Genomic DNA, 25,827 nt, shown 5'->3' on the forward strand with positions numbered 1-25,827 from the left:
GCCCCCACCCGAGAGAGACAAAGAGATGACCGACCTGTCCGCCGACTTCAAGGCCCTGGCCAACTACCGCCCCACGAACAAGGTGCGCTTCGTCACCGCCGCGAGCCTGTTCGACGGCCACGACGCCGCCATCAACATCATGCGGCGCATCCTCCAGGGCATGGGCGCCGAGGTGATCCACCTGGGCCACAACCGCTCGGTGGACGACGTGGTGACGGCCGCGCTGCAGGAAGACGTGCAGGGCATCGCCATCAGCTCCTACCAGGGCGGCCACGTCGAGTACTTCAAGTACATGGTGGACCTGTTGCGCGCGCGCGGCGGTGAGCACATCCAGGTGTTCGGCGGCGGCGGCGGCGTGATCGTGCCGGCCGAGATCCGTGAGTTGCACAGCTACGGCGTGGGCCGCATCTACAGCCCGGAGGACGGGCAGAAGATGGGCCTGCAGGGGATGATCGGCGAGATGGTGATGCGCTGCGACCGCGACATCAGCGGCTACGCACCGAAGGCGCTGGAGGCGATCCAGGGCCACAACGAGCTGAACTGGCGCGCGCTGGCGCAGCTGATCACGGCCATCGAGAACGGCAAGGCCGAAGGGTCGGTGCTCGACGCGGTGCGCCAGGCGGCCGCGGGCATCACAACGCCCGTGATCGGCATCACCGGCACCGGCGGCGCCGGCAAGTCCAGCCTCACCGACGAACTGATCCGCCGCATCCGGCTCGACCAGGACGACGCGCTGCGCGTGGCCGTGATCTCCATCGACCCCTCGCGCCGCAAGAGCGGCGGCGCCCTGCTCGGCGACCGCATCCGCATGAACGCGATCACGCCGTGGCTCCGGCCGGCTGGTCAGACGGCCGCAGGAGATTCCGGGCAGCGTGTCTACATGCGTTCGCTCGCCACGCGAGACACCAGCAGCGAGATCAGCGCCGCCCTGCCCGACGTGGTGGCGGCCTGCAAGGTGGCGGGCTTCGATCTGATCGTGGTCGAGACCTCGGGCATCGGCCAGGGCGACGCGGCCATCGTGCCGCACGTGGACATCCCGATGTACGTGATGACGCCCGAGTTCGGCGCCGCCAGCCAGCTGGAGAAGATCGACATGCTCGACTTCGCCGAGTTCGTCGCGATCAACAAGTTCGACCGCAAGGGCGCCGCCGACGCGCTGCGCGACGTGGCCAAGCAGGTGCAGCGCAACCGCGAGGCCTTCACCGTCATGCCCGACCAGATGCCGGTCTTCGGCACCATGGCCGCGCGCTTCAACGACGACGGTGTGACCGCGCTGTACCAGGCCATCAAGGCGCGGCTGATCGAACTCGGCTTGAAGCTCGCCGACGGCCACCTGCCGCGGGTGAACGTGCGCCACAGCACCAACCAGACCCCCATCGTGCCGCCGGCCCGTACCCGCTACCTGGCCGAGATTTCGGACACCGTGCGTGGCTACAAGAAGAAAGCGCGCGAGCAGGCGAAGCTGGCCCGAGAGATCCAGCAACTGCGCGCCGCCGCCGACATGCTGGCGGTGGACAAACCCAACCGTCCCAAGGCGTCCGAGGCCGCGATCGACCTGGCCGAAGCCCGCGAGCTGGCGCAGGACCCGGCCGCGCGCAAGCTGCTCGTGCAGTGGCCCGACATGCAGAAGGCCTACGCGGGCGACGAGTACGTGGTGAAGATCCGCGACAAGGAGATCCGCACCGCGCTCACCACCAAGTCGCTCAGCGGCACCACCATCCGCAAGGTCGCGCTGCCACAGTACGAGGACCACGGCGAGATCCTCAAGTGGCTGATGCTGGACAACGTGCCCGGCAGCTTTCCCTACACATCCGGCACCTTCGCCTTCAAGCGCGAGGGCGAAGACCCGACCCGCATGTTCGCGGGCGAAGGCGACCCCTTCCGCACCAACCGCCGCTTCAAGCTGGTGAGCGAAGGCCTGCCGGCCAAGCGCCTGTCCACCGCGTTCGATTCGGTCACGCTCTACGGCAACGACCCCGACCTGCGGCCCGACATCTACGGCAAGGTCGGCAACAGCGGCGTGAACGTGGCGACGCTGGACGACATGAAGGTGCTGTACGGCGGCTTCGACCTGTGCCACCCAACCACCTCGGTGTCGATGACGATCAACGGCCCGGCGCCGAGCATTCTGGCGATGTTCATGAACACCGCCATCGACCAGAACATCGACAAGTTCAAGGCCGACAACGGCCGCGAGCCGACCGACACCGAAGCGCAGAAGATCCGCGAATGGGTGCTGGCCAATGTGCGTGGCACGGTGCAGGCCGACATCCTGAAAGAAGACCAGGGCCAGAACACCTGCATCTTCTCGACAGAGTTTTCATTGAAGGTCATGGGCGACATCGCCGAGTACTTCGTGCACCACGACGTGCGCAACTTCTACTCGGTGTCGATCAGCGGTTATCACATCGCCGAAGCCGGCGCGAACCCGATCAGCCAGCTGGCTTTCACGCTCTCGAACGGCTTCACCTTCGTGGAGGCCTACCTCGCGCGCGGCATGCACATCGACGACTTCGCGCCCAACCTCAGCTTCTTCTTCAGCAACGGCATGGACCCGGAGTACACCGTGCTGGGCCGCGTGGCGCGCCGCATCTGGGCCGTGGCCATGAAGGAGAAGTACGGCGCCAACGAACGCAGCCAGAAGCTGAAGTACCACATCCAGACATCGGGCCGTTCACTGCACGCGCAGGAAATCCAGTTCAACGACATCCGCACCACGCTGCAGGCGCTGATCGCGATCTACGACAACTGCAACTCGCTGCACACCAACGCCTTCGACGAGGCCATCACCACGCCCACCGAAGAGTCGGTGCGCCGCGCCATGGCGATCCAGCTCATCATCAACCGCGAGTGGGGCCTGGCCAAGAACGAGAACCCCAACCAGGGCGCCTTCATCATCGACGAGCTGACCGAGCTGGTGGAAGAAATGGTGCTGAGCGAATTCGAGAAGATCGCCGAGCGCGGCGGTGTGCTGGGCGCGATGGAGACCGGCTACCAGCGCAGCAAGATCCAGGAAGAGAGCATGCACTACGAGATGCTCAAACACACTGGCGAGTACCCCATCATCGGCGTCAACACCTTCCGCAACCCGCACGGCGACCAGACGCCCGAGACCATCGAGCTGGCGCGTTCGACCGAAGAAGAAAAGCAGAGCCAGCTGCAACGCCTGGCCGATTTCCACACCCGCCACGCGAACGAGGCGCCCGCCCAGCTCGCGCGACTGAAGCTGGCCGTCATCGAGAACAAGAACGTGTTCGAGGTGCTGATGGACGCGGTGCGCTGCTGCTCGCTGGGCCAGATCACCTCGGCCCTGTTCGAGGTGGGCGGCCAGTACCGGCGCAACATGTGAACCCTTCGGGGGTGCGGCGGTCGCGGGCATCTGGCCTGCTTTTGCAGGCCAGATTTCCCACTGAAACCGGTGGCGGATTGCTAGACTTGGTCGCGGCCCCACATGGGGTCACGCACCGAAGCCCACCCCCGACCCATGGCCTCACACACCACGCCGTCCGAGCCCCATCCCCCGGCATCCGCGGCCATGCGGCCCCGGTCCGGCACCAGGCCCTGGGGGCTCGTGGCACTGGCGCTGGTGTCGATCGGGCTGCTGCTGGCGCTTTCTGCGGTCCTGCTGGCCGCCCAGCGCGATGCCACCCTGGACCAGGCCAAGGCCCGGGCCCAACGCGAGGTCAAGCGCCTCGCGGCCGAACTTGACCAGTCGCTGCGACTGGGTCGCGCCAGCATCGAGGTCTCCAGCCATTCGCCACCACTGCAGGCCACCCACCTGCTGGGTGACCACCAGCCGCTGGTCGAGACGCTGAGCCTGCCGTTCGAACTGAACCTGCTGGACCCGGGATCGCGTCCGGGCCCACCGCTGCCGGAACGGACCTGGGTGCCGGAACTGGCCCGCCCGCTGGGCGACCGCTGGGTGCTGCCGCTCCTCTGGCAACAGCCGGGCGCGGACGCTCCCCAGACCTACGAGCTGTTGTTGCCCCGCGACGCCGTCCTGGCGCGTTTCGAGTCCGAGGGCCTGCCCGCCGGTGGCAGCATGAGCCTTTTCCGGCTGGAGCCCGACGGGGCGACCACGCTGCTGGTGCGCCATCCGCTGGTGCCCGAGGAGCAGGGGCGCAGCTTTCACGGACATGTCGCCACCGCGGTGACGGCGCAGGCCGCCGGGGTGTTCCGGGCGGAGGCCCGGCTCGACGGCGTCGAGCGCATCGTCGGCTACCAGCGCCTGGGTGGCGCAGCCGACCGCATGGTGGTGGTGTTCGCGCTGTCGGTCGACAGCGTGCTGGCCGAGTGGCGGGCCATCCTGCCGCTGGCCTGGGGGCTGACCCTGCTGGTGGCCGCCGCCATGGCCTATGGCGCCTGGCGCCTGGACCGTTCGATGCGCGCCCTCGCGCGCAGTGAACGCCACTTCCAGACCCTCACCGACCACATGCCCGACGTGGTGGTCCGGTACGACAGCGCCTGCCGGGTGCTGTACGCCAACCCGGCCATCGAGTCGGCCACCGGCCGCAAACCGGAAGAACTGACCGGCCGCTCGGTCGAGGCCTTTGGGGCATCCCCCGGCGCCGAGGCGATGTGGACCACCTGCCTGCAACGGGTGCTCGGCACCGGACAGGCGGAGACCCTGTACTTCAGCCACCCCGGGCCCGGCGGTGTGCGGCACTGGGAGGCGCAGGCCCGTCTGGAAGCCGTGCCCACCGGTGAGGCACCCACCGTCCTGGTCATCACGCGCGACATCACCGAACGCCATGAGGCCGAGGCCCTGCGGTACTCCGCGCAGCAGCTCTTTGAAACCGTCTTTCAGGCGGCTCCGGAGGCCATGTCGCTCAGCGAATGGGACAGCGCCCGCCTGCTGCTGGTCAACGATGCGTTCTGTGCCCTGTTCGGCCGCGCCCGCGATCAGTTGGTCGGCCAGCCCTCCACCGGCCTGGGTCTCTGGCGATCGGTCGCCGCCCGTCAGCAGCTGCTGGAGGCACTGGAGCGTGGCGAGAAGGTGTGCGATGTCGCGGGCAGCAGCAGCCGTCCGGATGGACAGGTCATCCACGTGCGCTACAGCGCAGAACGGGTGCAGCAGAACGGAGAACACCGCCTGTTGCTGATGTTCCGCGACGTGACCCAGCTGGAGCTCGACCAGCGGGCACTGGCGCGGAGCGAGCAACGCTTCCGGCTGGCGGCCTCACATGGCCAGGTGTGGGAGTGGGATTTCGGGCAGGGTTTGGCCCAGCCCAGTGACGAGTTTTTCGTTTCCCTGGGCCACCCGTCCCCGTCGACCGACCGCATGGCGCAGACCCTCAAGCACCTGCTGCACCCGGAAGACCGGCCGCGGATGCGCGAAGCCCTGGACCGCTTCTATGCGGGCGGGGCCGACTTCCGCATCGAGTACCGCGCCCGCGATGCACACGGCCAGTACCACTGGTTCGACACCCGGTGCAACGGCTTGCGCGATGCCAGCGGCCGTGTGACCTACATGGCCGGCACCACCTTCGACATCACCGATCGCAAGGCCCTGGAGGAAGCGCAGCGGCAGACCCTGAAGCACCTGGACACGGTGGCCAATGCCTCGGCCGCCCTGGCCTGGACCGTGGACGCACAGAAGCACCCGGACTGGCTCAACCAGGCCTGGCTCGACTTCACCGGGCGTGACCTGGCCACCGAGTGCGACACCTTCTGGCTGGAGGACCTTCACCCGCTGGACCAGCAGCGCTGCGAGAAGATCTTCGATGAAAGCTTCGCGGCACGCCGGCCCTACAGCATGGAATACCGCCTGCGGCGCCACGACGGCCAGTACCGCTGGGTGCACGAGCAGGGCAAACCCCGGTACGACGCCGACCACCGCTTCATCGGCTACGTGGGTTCCTGCCTGGACGTGACCGATCTGCGGGAGGCCGAAGCCACCGCGCGCGAACGCGACGCGATGCTCAAACAGGTCTTCGACGTGCTCAAGGACATGCTGTTCGTGGTGGACGCCCAGCAGCGCTTCATCTTCTTCCAGGCCGGTTCCGATGAGCGGCTCTACCGCCGGCCAGAGGACTTTCTGGGGCACACCATCAGCGAGGTCATGCCCCCGGCGCTGGTGTCCGACCTGAGGTCCGCCATGGAGAAGGCGCGCACCGACGGCCTGCAGGAACTGGACTACAGCATGGCGCTGCCGGATGGCACCCACCACTTCAACGCCCGCCTGGCCTGGCTGCCCGGCGCCGGCCAGTGCATGTTCCTGGTGCGCGACACCACCGAGCAGCAGGCGGTCCAGCGCGAGCGCGAGCGCCTGAACGATTTCGTGCTGCTGCTGTTCCGGCTGGCCAGCCGTTTCATCAACCTGCCGCTGCAGCAGATGGACGAAGCCATCGACGCGGCCCTGGGCGACATGGGCGTTTTCGTCGGCGCCGACCGCGCCTACCTCTTTGCCTACGACCCGCAGGCCGGCACCTCCTGCAACACCCATGAGTGGTGCGCGACCGGCATCGCCCCGCAAAAAGCGCAGTGGCAGAACATCCCGATCGGGCGCCTCTCTGAATGGCACCAGATGCATTTGCGCGGCGACAGGGTGCAGGTGGCCGACCGGGAGGCCCTGCCCGCCAGCGCCCTGCGCGACGTGCTGCAGGCCATGGACATCCGCGGCCTGCTCACCCTGCCGCTGATGAACGGCGACGCCTGCCTCGGCTTCGTGGGCCTGGACTCGGTACACCACGCGCGGGAGTACGGCAGCGAAGAGATCACGCTGCTGGAGCTGTTTGCCCAGATGCTGGTGAATCTGCGGCTGCGTGCCCAGGCGGCGGCAAAGGTGCACGAGATGACCGAGCAGCTGGAGCAGAAGGTGGAGGAGCGAACGCAGCAGCTGCACGAGAGCGTGCAACGCTTGCAGACCGTCAACCGCGAGCTGGAGTCCTTCACCTACTCGGCCTCGCACGACCTGCGCACGCCGCTGCGCGGCATCGAGGGATTCAGCGCCCTGCTGCTGGAAGAACACGCCGCGCAGCTGGACGAGCAGGGCCGCGAGTACCTGGGGCGCATCCAGCGCGCGACGCTGCACATGTCGCGGCTGGTCAGCGACCTGCTGGCCTACTCGCGCCTGCAGCAGATGACCGAACAGATCGAACCGGTGGCCCTCGCCGCCTGTGTGCGGGAGGTGACGGCCCCCTTCCGGGACGAGCTGGAAACGCGCCAGGGCGTGCTCACGGTCCAGATGCCCGATGACCTGCGGGTGCAGGCCGATGCCAAGGGTCTGGCGATCGCGCTGCGCAACCTGATCGACAACGCGCTGAAGTTCACGCCAGCTGGCCAGGCGCCGCGCATCGGCATCGAGGCGCAGGCCCGCGGTGAGCGGGTGCTGCTGAGCGTGTCTGACCAGGGCATCGGCTTCGACATGAAGCACCACGAGCGCATCTTCGGCATGTTCCAGCGCCTGCACCGGCAGGACCAGATTCCCGGCACCGGCATCGGCCTGGCACTCGTGCAGAAAGCGGTGGAGCGCATGGGAGGGCACATCCGCGCCGACAGCGCACCCGGACAGGGTGCCACCTTCCACATCGAGCTGCCGCGCGGGTAAGCCCGCTCAGGCTGATGCCGCCAGCGGCAGGTTGAGCAACAGGTTCTGTGGCTTGAGCCTGAGCAGGCCATCGGCCGTCATGGCCAGCCCCAGGTAGACCGGCTTGCCCTGCAGGTCGGCGCGCATCTGCTGCGGGTCGTCGAAACGCAGGCGGAACAGGCTGATCAGACGCTGCAGGCGCTCGGGCGCCACCTCGTGGCCCAGGTACAGGTCGTTGAGCAGGGGGCTGGACTCGGCGTCCAGGCCCAGGTGCCAGCGCCACGACGGGTCGTCCACGCGCGATTCGGGCTGGATCTGCACCGAGGCCCCCAGGAAGTGCCGCACCCACCGCTCCAGCACCCGGGCCAGCGCCGTCAGGCCCGAATCCGCGCGGTGCATCGTCAGGGTCAGGCCGTGGGGCAGCTCGTTGTGCACCTCGTGCGTGAGGTCCAGCAGAAAATTGAAGCGGCCCGCCCCCGCCCGGCTCTGCATGTAGCCCGCCGCGTTGTCCGGCCCCAGCACGGCCATCTCCACCGCCGGCAGCGCCGCCCCGCCCTGCATCAGCAAGCGGCCCATGTCACCGAGCCCGCCGGTCTGGCTCATCATGTCCAGCACCTCGCTGTCGCCGCAGAGCACGCGGCCCTCCTGCACGCTCACGCGCTGGCGGCGGAACAGCAACTCGGCCGCGCGCCAGTGCCAGGCATCGTCGTCGCCATCCAGCAGGCGGCAGACGATGGCCTGCGCCATCAGGTCGAGGAACAGCGGCGGGATCTGGATCGCGCCGTCCCGAAAGAAACCCGCGTAGGCCGCTTCGAGCGAGCCCGCCGCCTGCACCGCGTCGCGCAAGCCAAGAAACAGGCGGAAATTGGCGCGCACGTCGGCGTCTTCGATGGCGTCGAGTTCACGGGACGTCACCGCTCGCCCAGGAGATTCCACCAGGGCCGCGTGCAGGGCTTGTTCCCCGTTGCACGACTCATCGACCAGGGCGAGTTCGGGCCGCTCCAGCCACAGCCGCCAGTAGGCATCGGTCGGCACGAGCCAGCCATGGGCATTGCGTTCGAGGCGGTCGTGGCCGCAGGAGGTCCAGAAGGGGTTCACGGCAGGGGAGAAAAAAAGAAACCGCAGCGCGCTGCGGTGGTCAATCGGGCAAGCGATTGTCGGCCCGCGGGGGTGACTCGCTTCACAATAAGGGCATGCAACACCCCATCAGTCTCATTGGCGTTCCCACCGACATCGGCGCGGGCGCGCGCGGCGCCTCCATGGGGCCCGAAGCCCTGCGCGTGGCGGGCCTCCAGGCCGTGCTGGAAAGCCATGGCCTGCAGGTCGCCGACCGCGGCAACCTGGGTGGCCCAGCCAACCCCTGGTTGCCACCCGCCGAGGGCTACCGCCACCTGCCCGAGGTGGTGGCCTGGAACACCGCCCTGCACGACGCGGTGCACGCCGAGCTGGCCCAGAGGCGCATGCCCATCGTGCTGGGCGGCGACCACTGCCTGGGGCTGGGGTCGATCAGCGCGGTCGCGCGCCATTGCCGCGACACCGGCAAGACGCTGCGCGTGCTCTGGCTCGACGCCCACGCCGACTTCAACACCGCCGCGCTCACGCCCAGCGGCAACATCCACGGCATGCCGGTGGCCCTGCTCTGCGGCATGGGGCCGTCGGCCCTCACCGGCATCGGCGGCACCACCCCGGCCATCAGCGCGAACGTGGTGCGGCAGATCGGCATCCGCAGCGTGGACGCGGGCGAGAAGCGGCTGGTGCACGAAGCGGGGCTGGAGGTGTTCGACATGCGCTACATCGACGAGATGGGCATGCGCCACACCATGGACCAGGCGCTGATGGGCATGGATCACAACACGCACCTGCACGTGAGTTTCGACGTCGATTTCCTCGACCCCGAGATCGCCCCCGGCGTGGGCACCACGGTGCCCGGCGGCCCCACCTACCGCGAGGCGCAGCTCTGCATGGAAATGATCGCCGACACCGGGCGCCTGGCCTCGCTCGACGTGATGGAGCTGAACCCCGCGCTCGACGTGCGCAACCGAACCGCCGAGGTGGCTGTCGACCTGATCGAGAGCCTGTTCGGCAAGTCCACGCTGATGCGCCAGACGGCGCCACGGGCTTGATGCCATGAGCGCCGCGCGGCCGTTCCGAAGGCGCTCAGCCCCGCAGTGCGCAGCAGGGAGGGTGGTCGAGTGAGCCTGCACATGCTGCTGGCGTACAGCCTCATCACCTGGCTCACGGCGGCCACGCCCGGCCCGGCGGTGCTGCTGGCGCTGCGCAACGGCGCCACGCGCGGCTTTCGTGCCGGTTTCTTTTCCACGCTGGGCAACCAGCTGGGCCTGGTGCTGCTGGCAGGCGCGTCCATCCTCGGCCTGGGCGTGATCCTGCACACCTCGGCCTGGCTGTTCACGCTGGTGAAGTGGGTGGGCGCGGCCTACCTGGTGGTCCTGGGCACGCGCATGCTGCTGGCGCGCGGCGGGATGGAGCTGGACAGCACCGACAGCGGCGAAGCGCCGCCCGCCAGCGATGCGCAGATGCTGCGCCTGGGCCTCTGGGTCTCGCTCACCAACCCGAAAGCCATCCTGTTTTTTGGCGCGCTGTTCCCGCAGTTCGTGCACACCGACCAGGCGCTGCTGCCGCAGTTCGCCACGCTCGTGTCGCTCAGCATCTGCGCCTCGGTGTCGTGCCTGCTGACCTATGTGTGGCTCGCCAGCCGGGCGCGGCGCTGGCTGCAGCGGCCGAGGGCCGCGCTGTGGATCAACCGCGTGGCCGGCAGCGTGTTCATCGGCTTCGGACTGGTGCTGGCGGGGTTGCGCCGGACACCTGCCTGAATCTAGGAGGGGGTCAGCTCTTGCTGACCAGCTCCAGGTGCTCGACCACCGGTGGCTGCGCGAAGAACGGGCCGACGATGGCGCGCCAGTCGGCAAACGCCGGCGACTGGCGGAAACCCACCGTGTGGTTCTCCAGCGTGTCCCAGTAAATCATCAGGATGTAGCGGCCTGGGCTTTCGATGCTGCGGTTCACCTTGTAGCCCTGAAAACCTTTGGCCAGGGCGATGACGGTGCTGGCACCACGGGTGATGGCGGCTTCAAATTCAGCAGTCTTGGCGGGGTCGATGCGGATGTCGGCGTGTTCGAGGATCATGGTGGTGCGAGGTGGAGCCCAGTTCAGAAACACCGCAGAACCGGCTTTGCCGGGCTGCTGGTGTTGCCCCCTGGGGGGGGTGACGCGCCGTCAGGCGCGGCGCGGGGGGAAGTCCTGTCTGATCATATCCACCGCCTTCTCCGCCATCATGATCACCGGCGCATTGGTGTTGCCGCCGACCACGCTGGGCATCACCGAGGCATCGACCACCCGCAACCCCTGCACGCCGTGCACCCGCAGGCGGGCATCGACCACCGCCATCGCATCGGCGCCCATGCGGCAGGTGCCCACCGGGTGGTAGATGGTGTCGGCGTGGTTGCGCACGAACTTCTCGATCTGCGCATCGCTCTGCGCGCCCGCCGAGGCTTTTGATTCCCGGCCGCCGTGGCGCGCCAGCGCCGGCTGCTGCAGCAACTGCCGCATCACCTTGAAGCCGCGCACCAGCCGCGCGACGTCGTCCGGGTCCTTCAGGAACGCCGGGTCGATCAGCGGCATCACCTGCGGGTCGGCGCTCGCCAGGCGCAGCGTGCCCCGGCTCTTCGGGCGCAGCAGGCACACATGGCACGAATAGCCGTGGCCCAGCACCGTCTTGCGCCCATGGTCCACCAGCTTGCCGACCACGAAGTGCAACTGCAGGTCGGGAATGGCCTCTTCCGGCGCGCTCTTGATGAAGCCCCCCGCCTCGGCGAAGTTGCTGGTCAGCATGCCGCTGCGGTGGCGCCGCCATTCAAAGATGCCCTTGAGCATGTTCAGCACGCCAGCCGGTGAAATGCCGAAGAGGTCGGTGACCTTGGGCGCGTTCACCACCATCACCACATCGGGATGGTCGTGCAGGTTCTCGCCCACGCCGGGCAGGTCGAGCACCACCGGAATGCCGTGCCCGCGCACATGCGCTGCAGGACCGATGCCCGAGAGCATGAGCAGCTGCGGTGAACCGAAGGCCCCCGCGCTCAGCAGCACCTCGCCACCGGGTGTGAGCTTCAAGGCGTGCGACGCGCCTCGACCGCCATCGGCCCGGTATTCGACGCCCACCGCGCGCAGCTGCCCATTCACCGTTTCGGTGAGCACCCGAGTGGTCAGCGCGCCCGTGATCACCTGCAGGTTGGGTCGGCCCAGGTGGGGCGTGAGGTAGGCCTTGGCGGCACTGAAGCGTTCACCGTTCTTGTGCGTGACCTGGTAGACGCCCACGCCCTCCTGCTCCGGGCCGTTGAAGTCGGTGTTGAGCCGGTGACCCGCCTGCTGACCGGCCTCGACGAACGACGGCAGGAACGGGTTGGGCGAACGCAGGTCCATCACGTTGAGCGGGCCGCCCTGGCCGTGCAGCGCGTCCGCGCCGCGTTCGTTGTGTTCGGCGCGTTTGAAGTACGGCAGCACGTCGGCGAACGACCAGCCTGGGTTGCCTTCGGCCGCCCAGCCGTCGTAGTCCTGCGCATGGCCACGCGCGTAGATCATCGCGTTGATCGAGCTGGAGCCGCCGAGCACCTTGCCACGCGGCTGGTAACCCCGGCGCCCGTTCAGGCCGGGTTGCGGCGTGGTGCTGTAGCCCCAGCCGTTGAGCTCGTACTTGGCCATCACGGCCAGGCCGCCCGGGCAGTGGATCAGCACGCTCTGGTCCGCCGGGCCGGCTTCGAGCAGGGCCACGCGCACGGCCGGGTCTTCGCTCAGGCGCCCTGCGAGCACGCTGCCGGCCGATCCGCCGCCGACGATGATGAAATCAAACATGGGGTCTCCGTTGTGTGGCACGGGCATCGATTCCCCGTGAAAAGCGCACCGCTGTCGTGCCCCGGCACGGTGTGGCGCGACAATCTGCGGGCAAGTTAGCACGGCCCCGGGGCGCGCCGGTAGGTGCGCCAGCCTAGGAAAGACGCCTGCGGGACGGCCCTCTGCGCCCGCCTGGACGCCACCCCGGACAATGTATTTTTCGCAACGAACCACACAGGAGTGAACCTTTCATGAGCAGCATTCAAACCGTCGGCATCATCGGCTCGGGCACCATGGGCAACGGCATCGCCCAGGCCTGCGCCACCAGTGGCCTGCGCGTGGTCATGGTCGACATCGCGCAGGCCGCGGTCGACAAAGGCCTGGCCACCGTCGCCGGCAGCCTGGACCGCCTGATCAAGAAAGAGAAGATCACCGCCGCCGACAAGGACAAGGCCCTGGCGCTCATCACCGGCAGCACGAACTACGACGACCTCAAGGGCGCGCAGCTCGTCATCGAAGCCGCGACCGAAAACGAGGGCCTGAAGGTCAAGATCCTGCAGCAGCTCGACGGCCTGCTGGCGCCCGAGGTGATCGTGGCCACCAACACCAGCTCGATCAGCATCACCAAGCTGGCCGCCGCCACGCAGCGCCCCGACCGCTTCATTGGCATGCACTTCTTCAACCCCGTGCCCATGATGGCGCTGGTGGAGATCATCCGCGGCCTGCAGACCAGCGACGCCACGCACGATGCCGTGAAGGCGATGGCCGAAGCGCTGGGCAAGACGCCGATCACGGTGAAGAACGCGCCCGGCTTCGTGGTCAACCGCATCCTCGTGCCCATGATCAACGAGGCCTTCTTCGTGCTGGCCGAAGGTCTGGCCACGCCGGAAGACATCGACGCCGGCATGAAGCTCGGCTGCAACCAGCCCATCGGCCCGCTGGCGCTGGCCGACATGATCGGCCTGGACGTGTGCCTGGCGGTGATGAACGTCTACATGGCCGAGTACAACGACAGCAAGTACCGCCCTGCGCCGCTGCTGAAGGAAATGGTGGCCGCTGGCTGGCTCGGCCGCAAGACGGGCAAGGGTGTGTACACGTACTGACCCCAACACCGCGGTTCATCGGGAGCCCGCTTCGGCGGGCTTTTTGTTTGCGCAAGATCAAAATGCCGCGGCACCGCATCCTCAGAATGAACCCTTCGATTCACCGGAGTTCATCATGAGTGCCGCCCCTGTCTCCCTCGCCGTCTTCGAGTTCCTTGACAGCACCCATCAGGACATCCAGAGCCAGATCAAGCTGCTGCATGCGCTGGTGGACGCCATCGAGTTCTCAGGCCTGAATCAGGCCAACCGCGCCCAGGCGCGCCGCGTACTCGACTATTTCAATGGCGAGGCCCGCCAGCATCACCTGGACGAAGAGAAACACATCTTCCCCGCGCTGCTGGCCAGCCAGAACCCCGAGGTCGTGCAGGCCACCGAACACCTGATCCAGGACCATGGCTGGCTGGAGGAAAACTGGATCCAGATCGCGCCTTCGCTCGAAGCCGCCACCGGCGGCAACCTGTGGTTCGACACCATGGAGCTGCGCCACGCGCTGGAGGTGTTCGAAGCGCTGTACCTCGACCACATCATTCTGGAGGAGTCCATCGCCTACCCGGAAGCGAAGAAGCGCCTGATCGGCACCGACACCCTGGGCATGGGTCGCGAGATGGCCAAGCGCCGTGCGTTGCAGCGCGACGAGGTGCGCGCCAAGGCGTAGCCCCTGCGCCCTCGCCTATCGGGAAGACCCATGTCCCATGCCGGCGAGATGGGGTGAGCGCTCGGCAGGGCCCCAGCGCAACGGCAAGCCGCCCTGCACGCGCAGGGCGTTTGTGACCTCCAACCGCAGCAAGCGCTGCGCGCCCTCGAAGGCCGCGAGCTCGGCGCCGTCCCACACCACGCTGGCACGCGCGGTGAGGTAGAGCCGGTCGCCGCGATCAAAGTCCATGAACAGCAGGCCCGCCAGCGGATGCACCGCGAGGTTGCCCAGCGTGTTGAAGAACTGGTTGCCCACGAAGTCGGGCACGGTGAGGCGCTCGCCCTCGACCTTCACGAAACCCGGCGCGCCGCCTCGGTGCGACACGTCCACCCCGTGGCTCGGCTCGCGCGCCACGGCCGCATCGGGGTGCGCGGTGGCAATGAAAAAGGTGTCGGCCGCGCGGATCAGTTTGCGCGAGGCCTCGTCCAGCCCTGGGCCCTGGTGAGCCACCTGGCCCGCAGGCGCGTCGGGTGTCCACACCGGCTCGCGCGCCTGGATGTACTTCGGGCAGTTGCCAAAGCTCTGCCCCACCTCGACCTCGAAGCCGTTTTCCCCCAAGTGCGCCCTGCCGTTCAGGCGGTTGCGCCGCCGCGTGTGCGGCTGGATGCCGAGCAGGCCGAGCGCCGCGCCTTCCCACAGCGTGTGCTGCAGCGGGTCGTGCGGCAGCGCCTGTGCGCGAACGTGCAGGTGCCGGGGGTCGGGCGAACGCATGAAGCCCGGTGCGCCCGCGAGCACGCTGGCCCAGGGCTGGCCCTCGGCGTCCACGCTGCCCACCACCACAAAGGGCAAGAGGCCGAAGAATTCGCGGTGCTGGTCGGGCATGTGGTCGCGCATCACGCGCGGACCGATCTGCGCCAGCTGCGCCTGCACACCGGCTCGTGCCTGCAGGGCCTGCTCACCAGCGTGGAAGGCAGCAATGCCGGTCATGACGCCAACCCCACCGGCGACTTGAGCATGGGCACGAACCCCGGCAACGCCTCGATGCGCGCCAGCCAGGCGCGAATGGCGGGATAGGGCTGCAGCGACACCAGGCCCTCGGGCGCGCGCGCCACATAGGCGTAGTGCGCCAGGTCGGCCAGCGTGGCGCGCTCACCCACCAGAAACGGCGTGCGGTGGAGCTCCGCCTCCATCAAGCCGAGCAGTGCCTCGGCCCGCACGATCGCGTCTTTCGGGTCGGTCGGCAGCTTGAAGAGCTGCACCACACGGGCGGCCGCCGGCCCGAAGGCCAGCGGGCCGGCGGCCAGCGAGAGCCAGCGCTGCACGCGCGCCGCACCCACCGGGTCGCGCGGCAACCACTGGCCTGGCGCGTGGCGGGCTTCCAGGTAGACCAGGATCGCGTTCGAGTCGGCCAGCGTCAGCTCGCCATCGCACAGCACCGGGATCTGACCCAGCGGGTTCATCGCGAGGAAGTCGGGGGCCTTGTGCTGCTTCTGCGCGAGGTCCACATCGATGCTCTCGAACGGCAGGCCGAGCAGCGAGAGGAACAATTCAACGCGGTGGCAGTGGCCCGAGACGGGGTTGCGGTAGAGCCTGAGGGTGGGGAGGGTGGGTTTCATGACGGTTCCTGGGTGATGAGGCCGCCATCTTGTTTGCTGCGGCCAGTTTCACAAATACCCTTTCCTACACATCACTGCTCCGAAAATCGGTTTAATGCCGCATGGACAAGTTCCGCGCCATGGACACCTTTGTGCAGATCGCCGACGCCGGCAGCCTCACCGCGGCGGCCTGGGCCATGGGCACGTCCTTGCCCTCGGTGGTGCGCCTGCTCGCGACCTACGAGGCCGATCTGGGCGTGCGCCTGTTCAACCGCACCACGCGCCGCATCTCGCTCACCGAAGAGGGCCGCCGCCACCTGGAGAGCTGCCGCCAGCTGCTGGCCGCAGTGAACGACGCCGAGGCCGATCTGAAAAACGACGCCGCCGAACCCACCGGCCACCTCACCATCACCGCGCCGGTGCTGTTCGGCCAGATGCACGTGGCGCCCATCGTGACGCGCTTTGCGCAGCAGTACCGCCAGATGCGCTGCCGCGTGACGCTGCTGGACCGGGTGGTGAACCTGCTGGAGGAAGGCATCGATGTGGGCATCCGCATCGGCCACCTGCAGGACTCCAGCCTGGTGGCGCTGCCGCTGGGCGAGATGCGGCGCGTGGTGGTGGCCAGCCCGGTGTTTCTGCGCGAGCACGGCCGGCCGGCGCATCCGAACGACCTGCTCGCGGCCAACTGTGTGCGGGTCATCGACCACACGCCCACCTGGGGAGGCTTTCGCGACGGAAGCAAAACGCTCAAACTCAGCGTCAGCGGCAACCTCGAGTTCAATCACATCGCGCCCGCCGTGCAGGCCTGCGCCGCGGGCGCGGGTTTCGGCCAGTTTCTCTGGTACCAGGTGGCACCGCTGCTGAACACTGGAGAATTGCACACCGTGCTGGAAAGCTTTGAGGACAAGCCCCGACCGATCCATGTGGTCTACCCCCACGCCCGCCTGTTGCCCGCGCGCACGCGGGCCTTCATCGATTTCATCCGCCTGGAACTCAAGGGCTTCGAGCCCGGGAACACACACACATGACCTCTCCAACTTTTGACTTTGACCTGTTCGTGATCGGTGGCGGCAGTGGCGGCGTGCGCGCGGCCCGCATGGCCGCGCAGCGCGGCGCGCGCGTGGCGCTGGCCGAGACGCTGGGGCAGGACGGCCTCGGCGGCACCTGCGTCAACGTGGGCTGCATCCCGAAAAAGCTGTACAGCTACGCCGCGCATTACGCCGACGCCTTCCACGAGTCGGCCGGATTCGGCTGGGAGCTGGAGAGCGCACCACGCCTGAACTGGGCCACGCTCAAGGCCAACCGCGCCACCGAGATCAGCCGTCTCAACGGCGTCTATGGCAACCTGCTGCGCGGCTCGGGCGTGAGCGTGTTCGACGGCTTCGCGCGCATCCAGGGTGAGCACAGCGTGGGCCTGGCCACCATCAACGCCGATGGCAGCCCTGGCCACCAGAACTTCACGGCGAAACACATCCTGATCGCCACTGGCGGCACGCCGCACGTGCCGCACTTCGTGGGCCGTGAACACGTCATCACCTCCAACGAGATCTTCGATCTGGAGCCCTTCCCCCAGCGCCTGCTGGTGGTGGGCGGTGGTTACATCGCCTGCGAATTCGCCTCCATCTTCAACGGCCTGGGCTCGAAGGTGACCCAGCTCTACCGTGGCGAGCAGGTGCTGCGCGGCTTCGACGACGAGGTGCGCCACTTCGTCGCGGCCGAGATGAGCAAGTCGGGCGTGGACCTGCGACTCAACGCCGACGTGGTGGACATCCGCCAGACCGCCGATGGACTGCGCGTGGAGTGCGAAGGCGGCGGCGTGGTGCTGGCCGACGCCGTGCTCTACGCCACCGGCCGCAAGCCCAACGTGACCGGCCTGGGGCTCGACACGGTGGGCGTGGCCCAGGGTGCACAGGGCGAGGTGATCGTGAGCGACACCTACCAGACCAACGTGCCCAGCATCTACGCCGTGGGCGATGTGACCAACCGCGTGCAGCTCACGCCGGTGGCACTGGGCGAGGCGATGGTGGTGGTGGACCAGCTGTTCGGCCCGGCCGCCGGCAAACCGGCGCGCGCCATGAGCTACGACTTCGTCCCCACCGCCGTGTTCACGCACCCCAACATCGGCACCGTGGGTTTCAGCGAAGCGCAGGCGCGCGAGAAGTTTGGCCACATCACCGTCTTCCGCAGCGAGTTCAAGGCGCTGAAACACACGCTCTCGGGCAGCAGCGAGCGCACGCTCATGAAGCTGGTGGTGGACACCGCGAGCGACCGGGTGGTGGGTCTGCACATGGTGGGCTCGGAAGCCGGCGAGATCGTGCAGGGCTTTGCCGTGGCCATGAAGGCCGGTGCGACCAAGGCCGTGTTCGACAGCACCATCGGCATCCACCCGACCGCTGCCGAAGAGTTCGTGACCATGCGCGAACCCGTCAGGGTATAGCCCCCACACTCCGCCGCTGCGCGGGTCGTTGCCCCAAGACCCGGGAGGGGCCCGGTCTTTGCCGGGCCCGGGGGCTGATCCACCTTGGGGCGGCCCTGCGGTGGATCGCTCCGTCCCCGCACTCCGCCGCTGCGCTGGCCTATCCGCGAGCCATCCAGTACACCCCCGCCACGCACAGCGCCGTGTGGGCCCACAGCCCCGGCGCCAGGGCCAGCAGGTAGCGCCAGCCGCCGGTGATGCCGGCGGTCACGCTCTTGCTGCCCGCGTGCACCGACACCGCCAGCATCACCGCCCAGACCGCCGCACCACCCGCCTGGGGCGGGCCGGAGGCCAGCACCGCCGCCAGCGAGGCGTGCAGGTCGGCCAGCGCCGCCAGCGTGGCCCCGAGCAGCAGGCCCATCGAACCCAGCCACAGCTCCATGGCGTGCACGGCCACCTGAATGCCGCTCAGCAGCGCCGCCACACCCGCCGCACCCCACAGGCTGAACATGCGGTCTTCGTCGGGTTCCCGCGGCGCCTCGGCCGGGTCCACCGGTGCCCCGCGCACCATCCACCCGCCCCACAACAAGGCCAGTGCGCCGGCGGCCAGGGCCGGCGCCCAGAGCCACGCCAGCCAGGCCGGCTGCACGGCCGCCGCCACCAGCAGCAGCTGCACCTGGGTCGACACGCACGACAGCAGGCCACCACCGGCCAGCAGCCGCACGTCCGACGGCCGCTCGCGCACCGCCAGCCCCAGCGTGGCGATGGTGGCCGTGCTCGACACGAAACCCGAGGCCAGCGCCGACAGGGCCACCGCGTGGCGCGCCTGCAGCAGGCGGCGGCTCAGGTGCGCGAGCGCCTGCACCCCGAGCAGCAAAGCCAGCAACTGCACGATCACATGGGGGTTGAGCACCTTGTCCCACAGCGGCCGGTCGGGCACCAGCGGCAGCGCCATCAGCACCAGCGCCGCCAGCACGATGCCGTCGCGCACCTCGCCGGCGGTGAGCCACTGCCGGGCAAACCGGTGCAGCCGATCACGCCCGGCCAGCAACGCCGTCAACCCCACCGCCAGCGCCGCGGCCAGCGGCAGGCTCTGCGCACAGAGCACCCCGATCAGGTAGGTCAGCAGCAGGGCGATCTCGGTGGTGGCGCCGGGGTCGCCGGAGCGGTCGCGCCAGTAGGCCACCAGGGCCAGTGCCGCCACCAGCAGCGCGCCCGTCACCACCAGGCCGGACAGCTGCGTCAGCGCCGCGGCCGCGCCCACCACGCTGGCCAGCGCGAAGGTGCGCAAGCCGGCAAAACGGCGGCCCGGGCCCTCACCCTTGCGCCGCTCGCGCTCGATGCCCACCAGCAGGCCACAGCCCAGGGCCACGGCGAGCACGGCGGCGGCGGGGCCAGAGGCAACAAGGGGTTCAGGCAACAGCATCGGGGGAGCTCATCAGCGGCCCCACTGTACGCCCCCGCTGTGCCTCAGGGGAGGACCAAGCCGTCCATGCGAACCACCTCAAAGTGGCTTCCACGCACCTGCCCCAGCTCCCGGTTCAGCACGTCGTTGTTCCAGCGCGGGTCGGGCGCACCACTCACGTACCAGTTGCTGCCGTTGTCGGCCACGAACATGCCGTGTGTCTTCATGGCCGTCAGCAGCGCGCGGGTTTCGGTGCTGAAGGTCGAGGGGATCGCGTAGCTGGCCTTGAGGCGCACGCGCATGCCCATGGGCGGCAGGTTCGCACTGGTGTTCGACGACGCCCAGTGCGTGGCCGGCGGCACATACGCGCGGCGGCTGCGCTGCACCGTGAAGCGCAGGGCATGGGCGATGCCCCCCGGGCCGAGCGCCGCCTCCTCGTAGCGCGCCAGGCCAGGGAAGATCGGCAGCCCCGCCGCATCGGCGCTGGTCCAGCCCGGCAGGCCGCCCGGCCGGACGTTGTTGCTGTCCAGATGGAACAGCGCGCCGACGTCTGCGGACCAGGCGCCGCCCGCCTGCGGAAAAGCCCGTCCGATTTCGTAGAGCCGCTGGTTGTCCCGGTCGATCACGATCACATGGCGATCGCCCGTGCTGGCCCGGCCGCCTTCGACGGGCGCGTCCGGTGGCACCGGGTACGGCCCGGGATCGCTCTCGTCCCCATAGGCGGTCCAGGCCATTGGCACCTTGGCCTGCGCCCCCGACACGACCACGTACGGTATGCCGATGGGCGCCCCCTGCCAGAAGCCGGACCCGAAGTCCGGATGCAGCCCGGTGTCCAGCCCGATGCTCGCGATCAGCGCGCCCGAGTTCGGGTCCACCGGCAGGGCCGACACATCCTGGTTCCAGGGGTTGTCGGCCGGGAAGGCCAGCGCACCGTACAGCGGCGCCCCAGGACCGAGCGCGGCCCGCGAGAAGTTGCCGTGGCTGCGGATGGTGGCCGGCTCGCTGCCGAACACGTGGTAGCCCGTGCCCTCATGGGCGTACTGCGGCAGGTAGGCCACCTCGGTCGGGGTGACGGTGTAGAAGTGAAAGCCCTTGCCCGCCAGGTAGAAACGGCTCAGCGGCCGCAGCCCAGGGCCAGCCACCTGGCTGGCGAAATACGCCACGCCTTCGTAGGTGAACTGGGGCAAGGTGGCCAGGATGTGGGCCCGCTCCGCCTCGCTGATGGTGTAGAAGTGCACCCCGGTCTGGCGGTTGTAGAACCGGTGCAAGGGGCTCAGACCGGCGGCGGGTTGCACGCTGGCCTCGAACGCCGGGCCGTCGTAGACCATGTTCGGCAGCGTGGCCAGAACCACGTCGCGCTCGCTCGCGCTCACGGTGTAGAAGTGCGCGCTGGTGTTGCGGTTGTAGAAACGGTAGACCGGGACCGCGGAAACGGCCTTGGCGCGGGCATGGACGGCGCTGGAGGCCTGGGCTGCGGCCAGCTCTTGGGCATTGAGTCGCGCGCCCTCGGCCAGCGCGGCGTGGTCGGTCTCGCTGCGCGCGGACCGCTCTGCCACGGCGGTGGTGGACGCCGAAGGGGTGCCGGACCGGTCGCTCCCGGCGCCACCGCAAGCCACCAGCGGGCCCAGCAAGGTGGCCGCCGCGCCCAGAAGCGCCCATCGGCGAAGAAGCAGTGAACGAACCAGCATGGGCACAACCGTGAAGAGGTGATGAAGGGCAGCGCACCGCGCCGGGCAGACCCGGGGCAGTGTGCCACCCGCTGACCCGACTGGCACCACGCGCACCGCCACCGGAAACACCCCCTTACAGGCTGTTACATCGTCACAATGGGAACCACTCGGCCGGACCCCCTCCCACCTCGAAGCGAGCGACGTCATGAACACCACGCGCAACACCTGCGTCTACACCGTGATGGTGGGCGACTACGAGACCTTGAACGAGCAGCCCGTGGCGGCCGCGTCGGGCATGCCCTTCATCTGCCTGACCGACAACCCGCGACTGACGAGCCAGAGCTGGCGCATCGTCCATGTGCCCACCGCTTTCGCGATGGACCCGATCCGCAGCCAGCGCTTGCTGAAAATCTGCCCCCACCGGGTCGATGCCCTCGCCGGGTTCGAGCAATCGCTCTACATCGACAACGCCGTGCTCCTGCGCGAGCGGCCCGAAGCACTCATCGGGAAGATGGCCTTTGGCAGCGGTTTCGCCCTTCCCCTGCACAGCTTCCGGGACAGCGTGCACGACGAATTCATTGAGGTCGCGAGGCTCGGCCTGGACGACCAGGGCCGGATCTTCGAGCAGCTGAACCACTACCTGGCCCACGGCGACCCGACGCTCGAAGAAAGGCCCTTGTGGGCGGCCATCCTTCTTCGCGACCACCGCAACCCCGCGGTGCTGCGCACCATGGACCTCTGGATGGCCCACGTGCTCCGGTATTCCCGGCGCGATCAGCTCTCGATCAACACGGTCCTGCACCAGACGGGGCTGAACGCCGACCGCTGGACACTGGACAACCACGCCTCCTGGTTCCATTCATGGCCGCACCCGACCGGGCGAACGCCCTTGGCGGGCATGCGCCACCCCTTGAACGCCAACATGCCGGTCCCGGCGCAGCTGCAGCAATCCCGCAGCGACCTGCTGCTGACGCGCCGCGACCTGGACACGGCACGAGCCGCGATGGAGTCCGAGCGCCAGGCCCTGGAACAAGCGCGCCAGGACATCGCCGATCTGACCGGGCGCCTCGCGGCCACGGAACAGGCGTGCACCGACATGACGCAGCGGCATGCGCAAGCGGCGGTCGCCATGGCCTCTGCCGTGGCGGCCATGCGCGCCAGCACCAGCTGGCGCCTGACCGCCCCGCTGCGCCAGCTCAAGACCTGGCTGAACTGAGCCCGCTTTTGACCCCCTCGGCATCACCGGCGCAGCGGGGTCCCACACGGGTTGTCCGGGTCGGGGGAAGGTGTCATGGCGCGGCGCCACAATACGCCCATGCACAAAACGCCCGCCTTCACCGCCCCCGTTTTTTACCGCAACCCGGCCGCCGCGCTGGCCCAGGTGCAGCGCATCTACCAGCAGAACATCGAGTTCCTGCGCGCGGCCATGCGCGACTTCGTGGCCGGCGCCGATTTCGACGATGCCCGTGTGCGCGCCTGCTACCCCTTCGTGCGCCTGCACACCCACAGCGCCTCGCACCAGGGCACCGGGCGACTGAGCTATGGCTTCGTGGCCGGCCCGGGCCGTTTTGAAACCACCCTCACCCGGCCCGACCTGTACGCCGACTACCTGCTGGACCAGTTCAGCCTGCTGCTGATCAACCACGGCGGCGAGCTGGAGGTGGGCACCAGCACGCACCCCATTCCCATCCACTTCTCGTTCGCCGAACACGACCACGTCGAAGGCAGCCTGAGCGCCGAGCGCCGCGCCCTCATGCGCGACGTGTTCGATCTGCCCGATCTGGCGGCCATGGACGACGGCATCGCCAACGGCACACACGAACCGCGCCCCGGTGATCCGCATCCGCTCTCGCTGTTCACCGCCCCGCGCGTGGACTACTCGCTGCAGCGCCTGCGCCACTACACCGGCACCGCGCCCGAGTGGTTCCAGAACTTCGTGCTGTTCACCAACTACCAGTTCTACATCGACGAATTCATCCGGCTCGGCCACGCCGAAATGGCCAAGCCCGACAGCGAGTACATCGCCTTCGTCGAGCCCGGCAACCTGGTCACGCGACGCATCAACCTGCCACCCCAGCCGGGCGACGAGCTGGGCACCCCGCCGCCGCGCCTGCCGCAGATGCCGGGCTACCACCTCATGCGCGCCGACCGCAGCGGCATCACCATGGTCAACATCGGCGTGGGCCCGGCCAACGCCAAGACCATCACCGACCACATCGCCGTGCTGCGCCCGCACGCCTGGCTCATGATCGGCCACTGCGCCGGCCTGCGCAGCTCCCAGCAGCTCGGCGACTACGTGCTGGCGCACGCCTACGTGCGCGAAGACCATGTGCTGGACGAAGAGCTGCCGCTGTGGGTGCCCATTCCCGCGCTGGCCGAAATCCAGCTTGCGCTCGAAGCCGCCGTGGCCGACGTGACCGGGGTGGCGGCGCAGGAGGTGAAACGCATCATGCGCACCGGCACCGTGGCCAGCACCGACAACCGCAACTGGGAACTGCTGCCCGACAACCGGCCGCAGCGCCGCTTCTCGCAATCGCGCGCCGTGGCACTCGACATGGAGTCCGCCACCATCGCCGCCAACGGCTTCCGCTTCCGCGTGCCCTACGGCACCCTGCTGTGCGTGAGCGACAAGCCGCTGCACGGCGAGATCAAGCTGCCCGGCATGGCCAACCACTTCTATCGCGAGCGGGTCGATCAACATTTGCGCATCGGCATCCGCGCCGTGGAGCTGCTGCGCGAAGGCGGTTCGGCCCAGCTGCACAGCCGCAAGCTGCGCAGCTTTGCGGAGGTGGCTTTCCAGTAAGACGTCTCACGCCAAATCCGCGCGCGCCACACCCACCCCGTTCGGGCTGAGCCTGTCGAAGCCACCCCCTGGCTTCGACAGGCTCAGCCCGAACGGCCTTGAGGGCTTGTTGCTAAGCTCCCGCCCTCTCCCCCCAAACATCGGCCCCCATGCTCACCGGCGAACTCAAAAGCAAAATCGACCAGATCTGGAACGCCTTCTGGTCCGGCGGCATTGCCAACCCCATCGAGGTGATCGAGCAGATCACCTACCTGCTCTTTCTGCGCCGGCTCGACGACCTCCACACGCTCGAAGAAAACAAGGCCAATCGCCTCGGCCGCCCCATGGCGCGGCACATCTTCCCGCTCGGCCACGACGCCAAAGGCCGCCATTACGACACCCTTCGCTGGAGCCGTTTCAAGAACGAAGCCCCCGCCGAGATGTTTGAAACCGTGGGCGAACATGTGTTCCCCATGCTGCGCACGCTGGGCGCGAACGGTCAGAACGGCGGCAACACCGACGGCTCCACCTACGCGCAGCACATGAAAGACGCGCGCTTCACCATCCCCACGCCCGCGCTGCTGGCCAAGGTGGTCGACCTGCTCGACGCCGTGCCCATGGACAACCGCGACACCAAGGGCGACCTCTACGAATACATGCTCGGCAAGATCGCCAGCGCGGGGCAAAACGGCCAGTTCCGCACACCCAGGCACATCATCCAGCTCATGGTGGCCATGACCGCGCCCACCCCCACCGACACCATTTGCGACCCGGCCAGTGGCACCTGCGGTTTCTTGGTGGCCGCGAGCGAACACCTGCGCGAACAGCACCCCAGCCTGTTCCACGACCCGGCGTTGAACCAGCACTTCAACCACGGCATGTTCCACGGTTACGACTTCGACAACACCATGCTGCGCATCGGCAGCATGAACATGCTGCTGCACGGCGTGGAGAACCCCGCCATCACCTACCGCGACTCGCTGGGCCAGGAACACGGCAGCGAAGCAGGCCGCTACAGCCTGGTGCTCGCCAACCCACCCTTTGCCGGCAGCCTGGACTTTGAGAACGTGGCCAAGGACCTGCTGCAGACGGTGAAAACCAAGAAGACCGAGCTGCTCTTCCTCGCCCTCTTCCTGCGCCTGCTCAAGCCCGGCGGCCGGGCCGCGGTGATCGTGCCCGACGGCGTGTTGTTCGGCAGCAGCACCGCGCACAAAACCCTGCGCAAGCTGCTGGTGGAAGAGCAGAAGCTCGACGCCATCGTCAGCCTGCCCGGCGGCGTGTTCAAACCCTACGCGGGCGTGAGCACCGCCATCGTCTTCTTCACCAAGACCAACAGCGGCGGCACCGATCACGTGTGGTTCTACGACCTGCAAGCCGACGGCTGGAGCCTCGACGACAAACGCCAGCCCCTGCTGGGCGAAGAGCTGCTGGGCACCCGCCCGGCCCGCGCGCTGACCGACGCCGAACACGCCAAGAACAACCTGCCCGACGTGCTGGCCCGCTGGCAGACCCTGGCTTCACCCCCTCTCCCGCTCGCGGGAGAGGGCCGGGGTGAGGGCTCCCCCGAACACCAGCGCCCCCGCACCGCCCAGAGCTTCTGCGTGCCCAAGGCACACATCGCCGCCAACGGCTACGACCTCAGCCTCAACCGCTACAAGGAAGTGGTGCACGCGCAGGTGAACCACCGCGCCCCGGCCGAGATTCTGGCGGAGCTGGCGCGACTAGAGGCCGAGATCGCCCAGGGGACGAAAGCGCTGGCGGAGATGTTGAAGTGAGCAGGTGGGAAACGGTTGCGCTCGAAAAGGTTGCCGATATTGAGCGCGATGGCGTAGCGGCCTCGGCTATACGC

The 25,827-nt window shown here is 68.4% G+C and carries 18 protein-coding genes; 11 read left to right on the top strand and 7 right to left on the bottom strand.

The features are described 5' to 3' along the window. The first annotated feature begins 25 nt into the window (after positions 1–25). The gene (icmF, locus tag IM738_RS18645; protein WP_236962540.1) at positions 26–3,349 is read left to right on the top strand and encodes a fused isobutyryl-CoA mutase/GTPase IcmF; all 3,324 of its coding nucleotides are present in this window, start codon (positions 26–28) and stop codon (positions 3,347–3,349) included. Between the two features lie 135 nt (positions 3,350–3,484). Further along, positions 3,485–7,549, top strand: coding sequence for a PAS domain S-box protein (locus tag IM738_RS18650; RefSeq protein WP_236962541.1), 4,065 nt, complete (start codon positions 3,485–3,487; stop codon positions 7,547–7,549). 6 nt (positions 7,550–7,555) lie between these two features. On the opposite strand, the gene IM738_RS18655 is transcribed toward IM738_RS18650, so the two are convergent. Beyond that, the gene (locus tag IM738_RS18655; RefSeq protein WP_236962542.1) at positions 7,556–8,626 is read right to left on the bottom strand and encodes a DUF6352 family protein; all 1,071 of its coding nucleotides are present in this window, start codon (positions 8,624–8,626) and stop codon (positions 7,556–7,558) included. A 95-nt stretch (positions 8,627–8,721) separates the two neighbouring features. Between IM738_RS18655 and rocF the strand changes: the two genes are divergently transcribed. Both rocF and IM738_RS18665 read left to right on the top strand, forming a co-directional pair. After that, positions 8,722–9,651: an arginase gene (gene rocF / locus IM738_RS18660; protein ID WP_236962543.1), complete on the top strand. Its 930-nt coding sequence runs from the start codon at positions 8,722–8,724 to the stop codon at positions 9,649–9,651. A gap of 69 nt (positions 9,652–9,720) precedes the next feature. Further along, complete coding sequence (locus IM738_RS18665; protein ID WP_236962544.1) at positions 9,721–10,359, top strand: LysE family translocator; 639 nt, start codon at positions 9,721–9,723, stop codon at positions 10,357–10,359. Positions 10,360–10,372: 13 nt separating this feature from the next. On the opposite strand, the gene IM738_RS18670 is transcribed toward IM738_RS18665, so the two are convergent. Beyond that, positions 10,373–10,672 carry an antibiotic biosynthesis monooxygenase family protein gene (locus IM738_RS18670; protein ID WP_236962545.1) on the bottom strand — a complete coding sequence of 100 codons (300 nt, stop codon included), beginning with the start codon at positions 10,670–10,672 and terminating at the stop codon, positions 10,373–10,375. Between the two features lie 90 nt (positions 10,673–10,762). Beyond that, entirely contained in the window at positions 10,763–12,394 is a 1,632-nt protein-coding gene (locus tag IM738_RS18675) for a GMC family oxidoreductase (RefSeq protein WP_236962546.1), read from the bottom strand. 230 nt (positions 12,395–12,624) lie between these two features. Here IM738_RS18675 and IM738_RS18680 point away from each other — a divergent pair, with 230 nt between their 5' ends. Then, positions 12,625–13,476 carry a 3-hydroxybutyryl-CoA dehydrogenase gene (locus IM738_RS18680; RefSeq protein WP_236962547.1) on the top strand — a complete coding sequence of 284 codons (852 nt, stop codon included), beginning with the start codon at positions 12,625–12,627 and terminating at the stop codon, positions 13,474–13,476. Between the two features lie 115 nt (positions 13,477–13,591). Continuing rightward, positions 13,592–14,131, top strand: a complete 540-nt coding sequence (locus IM738_RS18685) for a hemerythrin domain-containing protein (RefSeq protein WP_236962548.1) — start codon at positions 13,592–13,594, stop codon at positions 14,129–14,131. Between the two features lie 15 nt (positions 14,132–14,146). On the opposite strand, the gene IM738_RS18690 is transcribed toward IM738_RS18685, so the two are convergent. After that, positions 14,147–15,097 (bottom strand): pyridoxamine 5'-phosphate oxidase family protein, encoded by a 951-nt coding sequence (locus IM738_RS18690; RefSeq protein WP_236962549.1) that lies wholly within the window; start codon positions 15,095–15,097, stop codon positions 14,147–14,149. Further along, on the bottom strand, positions 15,094–15,726 hold the full coding sequence (locus IM738_RS18695; RefSeq protein WP_236962550.1) for a glutathione S-transferase family protein: 633 nt from the start codon (positions 15,724–15,726) through the stop codon (positions 15,094–15,096). The genes IM738_RS18690 and IM738_RS18695 overlap by 4 nt, the downstream gene beginning before the upstream one ends. Positions 15,727–15,827: 101 nt before the next feature. Between IM738_RS18695 and IM738_RS18700 the strand changes: the two genes are divergently transcribed. Both IM738_RS18700 and gorA read left to right on the top strand, forming a co-directional pair. Further along, positions 15,828–16,733, top strand: coding sequence for a LysR family transcriptional regulator (locus tag IM738_RS18700; RefSeq protein WP_236962551.1), 906 nt, complete (start codon positions 15,828–15,830; stop codon positions 16,731–16,733). After that, positions 16,730–18,142, top strand: coding sequence for a glutathione-disulfide reductase (gene gorA, locus IM738_RS18705; RefSeq protein ID WP_236962552.1), 1,413 nt, complete (start codon positions 16,730–16,732; stop codon positions 18,140–18,142). Before IM738_RS18700 ends, gorA begins: the two co-directional genes overlap by 4 nt. A 139-nt stretch (positions 18,143–18,281) precedes the next feature. Here gorA and IM738_RS18710 read toward each other — a convergent pair whose 3' ends face one another. After that, entirely contained in the window at positions 18,282–19,547 is a 1,266-nt protein-coding gene (locus IM738_RS18710; RefSeq protein WP_236962553.1) for an MgtC/SapB family protein, read from the bottom strand. A 44-nt stretch (positions 19,548–19,591) separates the two neighbouring features. Further along, on the bottom strand, positions 19,592–21,214 hold the full coding sequence (locus IM738_RS18715; protein ID WP_236962554.1) for a hypothetical protein: 1,623 nt from the start codon (positions 21,212–21,214) through the stop codon (positions 19,592–19,594). 187 nt (positions 21,215–21,401) lie between these two features. Here IM738_RS18715 and IM738_RS18720 point away from each other — a divergent pair, with 187 nt between their 5' ends. The 3 genes from IM738_RS18720 to IM738_RS18730 all read left to right on the top strand — a co-directional run bounded on the left by IM738_RS18720 (position 21,402) and on the right by IM738_RS18730 (position 25,753). Then, positions 21,402–22,412: a glycosyltransferase domain-containing protein gene (locus IM738_RS18720; protein WP_236962555.1), complete on the top strand. Its 1,011-nt coding sequence runs from the start codon at positions 21,402–21,404 to the stop codon at positions 22,410–22,412. A 99-nt stretch (positions 22,413–22,511) separates the two neighbouring features. Next, a complete protein-coding gene (locus IM738_RS18725; protein ID WP_236962556.1) occupies positions 22,512–23,999 on the top strand; it encodes an AMP nucleosidase in 1,488 nt (495 codons plus the stop codon). 149 nt (positions 24,000–24,148) lie between these two features. Next, positions 24,149–25,753 carry a class I SAM-dependent DNA methyltransferase gene (locus IM738_RS18730; RefSeq protein WP_236962557.1) on the top strand — a complete coding sequence of 535 codons (1,605 nt, stop codon included), beginning with the start codon at positions 24,149–24,151 and terminating at the stop codon, positions 25,751–25,753. The last annotated feature ends 74 nt before the right edge of the window (positions 25,754–25,827 follow it).

The organism is Hydrogenophaga sp. SL48 (assembly GCF_021729865.1).
GTDB lineage: Bacteria > Pseudomonadota > Gammaproteobacteria > Burkholderiales > Burkholderiaceae_C > Hydrogenophaga.

Bases quoted from the DNA above. Each gene is read 5' to 3' on its own strand.
- IM738_RS18690 (WP_236962549.1), bottom strand. From the start codon at position 15,097: ATGACCGGCATTGCTGCCTTCCACGCTGGTGAGCAGGCCCTGCAGGCA.
- gorA (WP_236962552.1), top strand. From the start codon at position 16,730: ATGACCTCTCCAACTTTTGACTTTGACCTGTTCGTGATCGGTGGCGGC.
- IM738_RS18730 (WP_236962557.1), top strand. From the start codon at position 24,149: ATGCTCACCGGCGAACTCAAAAGCAAAATCGACCAGATCTGGAACGCC.
- icmF (WP_236962540.1), top strand. From the start codon at position 26: ATGACCGACCTGTCCGCCGACTTCAAGGCCCTGGCCAACTACCGCCCC.
- IM738_RS18650 (WP_236962541.1), top strand. From the start codon at position 3,485: ATGGCCTCACACACCACGCCGTCCGAGCCCCATCCCCCGGCATCCGCG.
- IM738_RS18720 (WP_236962555.1), top strand. From the start codon at position 21,402: ATGAACACCACGCGCAACACCTGCGTCTACACCGTGATGGTGGGCGAC.
- IM738_RS18685 (WP_236962548.1), top strand. From the start codon at position 13,592: ATGAGTGCCGCCCCTGTCTCCCTCGCCGTCTTCGAGTTCCTTGACAGC.
- IM738_RS18670 (WP_236962545.1), bottom strand. From the start codon at position 10,672: ATGATCCTCGAACACGCCGACATCCGCATCGACCCCGCCAAGACTGCT.
- IM738_RS18715 (WP_236962554.1), bottom strand. From the start codon at position 21,214: ATGCTGGTTCGTTCACTGCTTCTTCGCCGATGGGCGCTTCTGGGCGCG.
- IM738_RS18695 (WP_236962550.1), bottom strand. From the start codon at position 15,726: ATGAAACCCACCCTCCCCACCCTCAGGCTCTACCGCAACCCCGTCTCG.
- rocF (WP_236962543.1), top strand. From the start codon at position 8,722: ATGCAACACCCCATCAGTCTCATTGGCGTTCCCACCGACATCGGCGCG.
- IM738_RS18680 (WP_236962547.1), top strand. From the start codon at position 12,625: ATGAGCAGCATTCAAACCGTCGGCATCATCGGCTCGGGCACCATGGGC.
- IM738_RS18725 (WP_236962556.1), top strand. From the start codon at position 22,512: ATGCACAAAACGCCCGCCTTCACCGCCCCCGTTTTTTACCGCAACCCG.
- IM738_RS18710 (WP_236962553.1), bottom strand. From the start codon at position 19,547: ATGCTGTTGCCTGAACCCCTTGTTGCCTCTGGCCCCGCCGCCGCCGTG.
- IM738_RS18700 (WP_236962551.1), top strand. From the start codon at position 15,828: ATGGACAAGTTCCGCGCCATGGACACCTTTGTGCAGATCGCCGACGCC.
- IM738_RS18675 (WP_236962546.1), bottom strand. From the start codon at position 12,394: ATGTTTGATTTCATCATCGTCGGCGGCGGATCGGCCGGCAGCGTGCTC.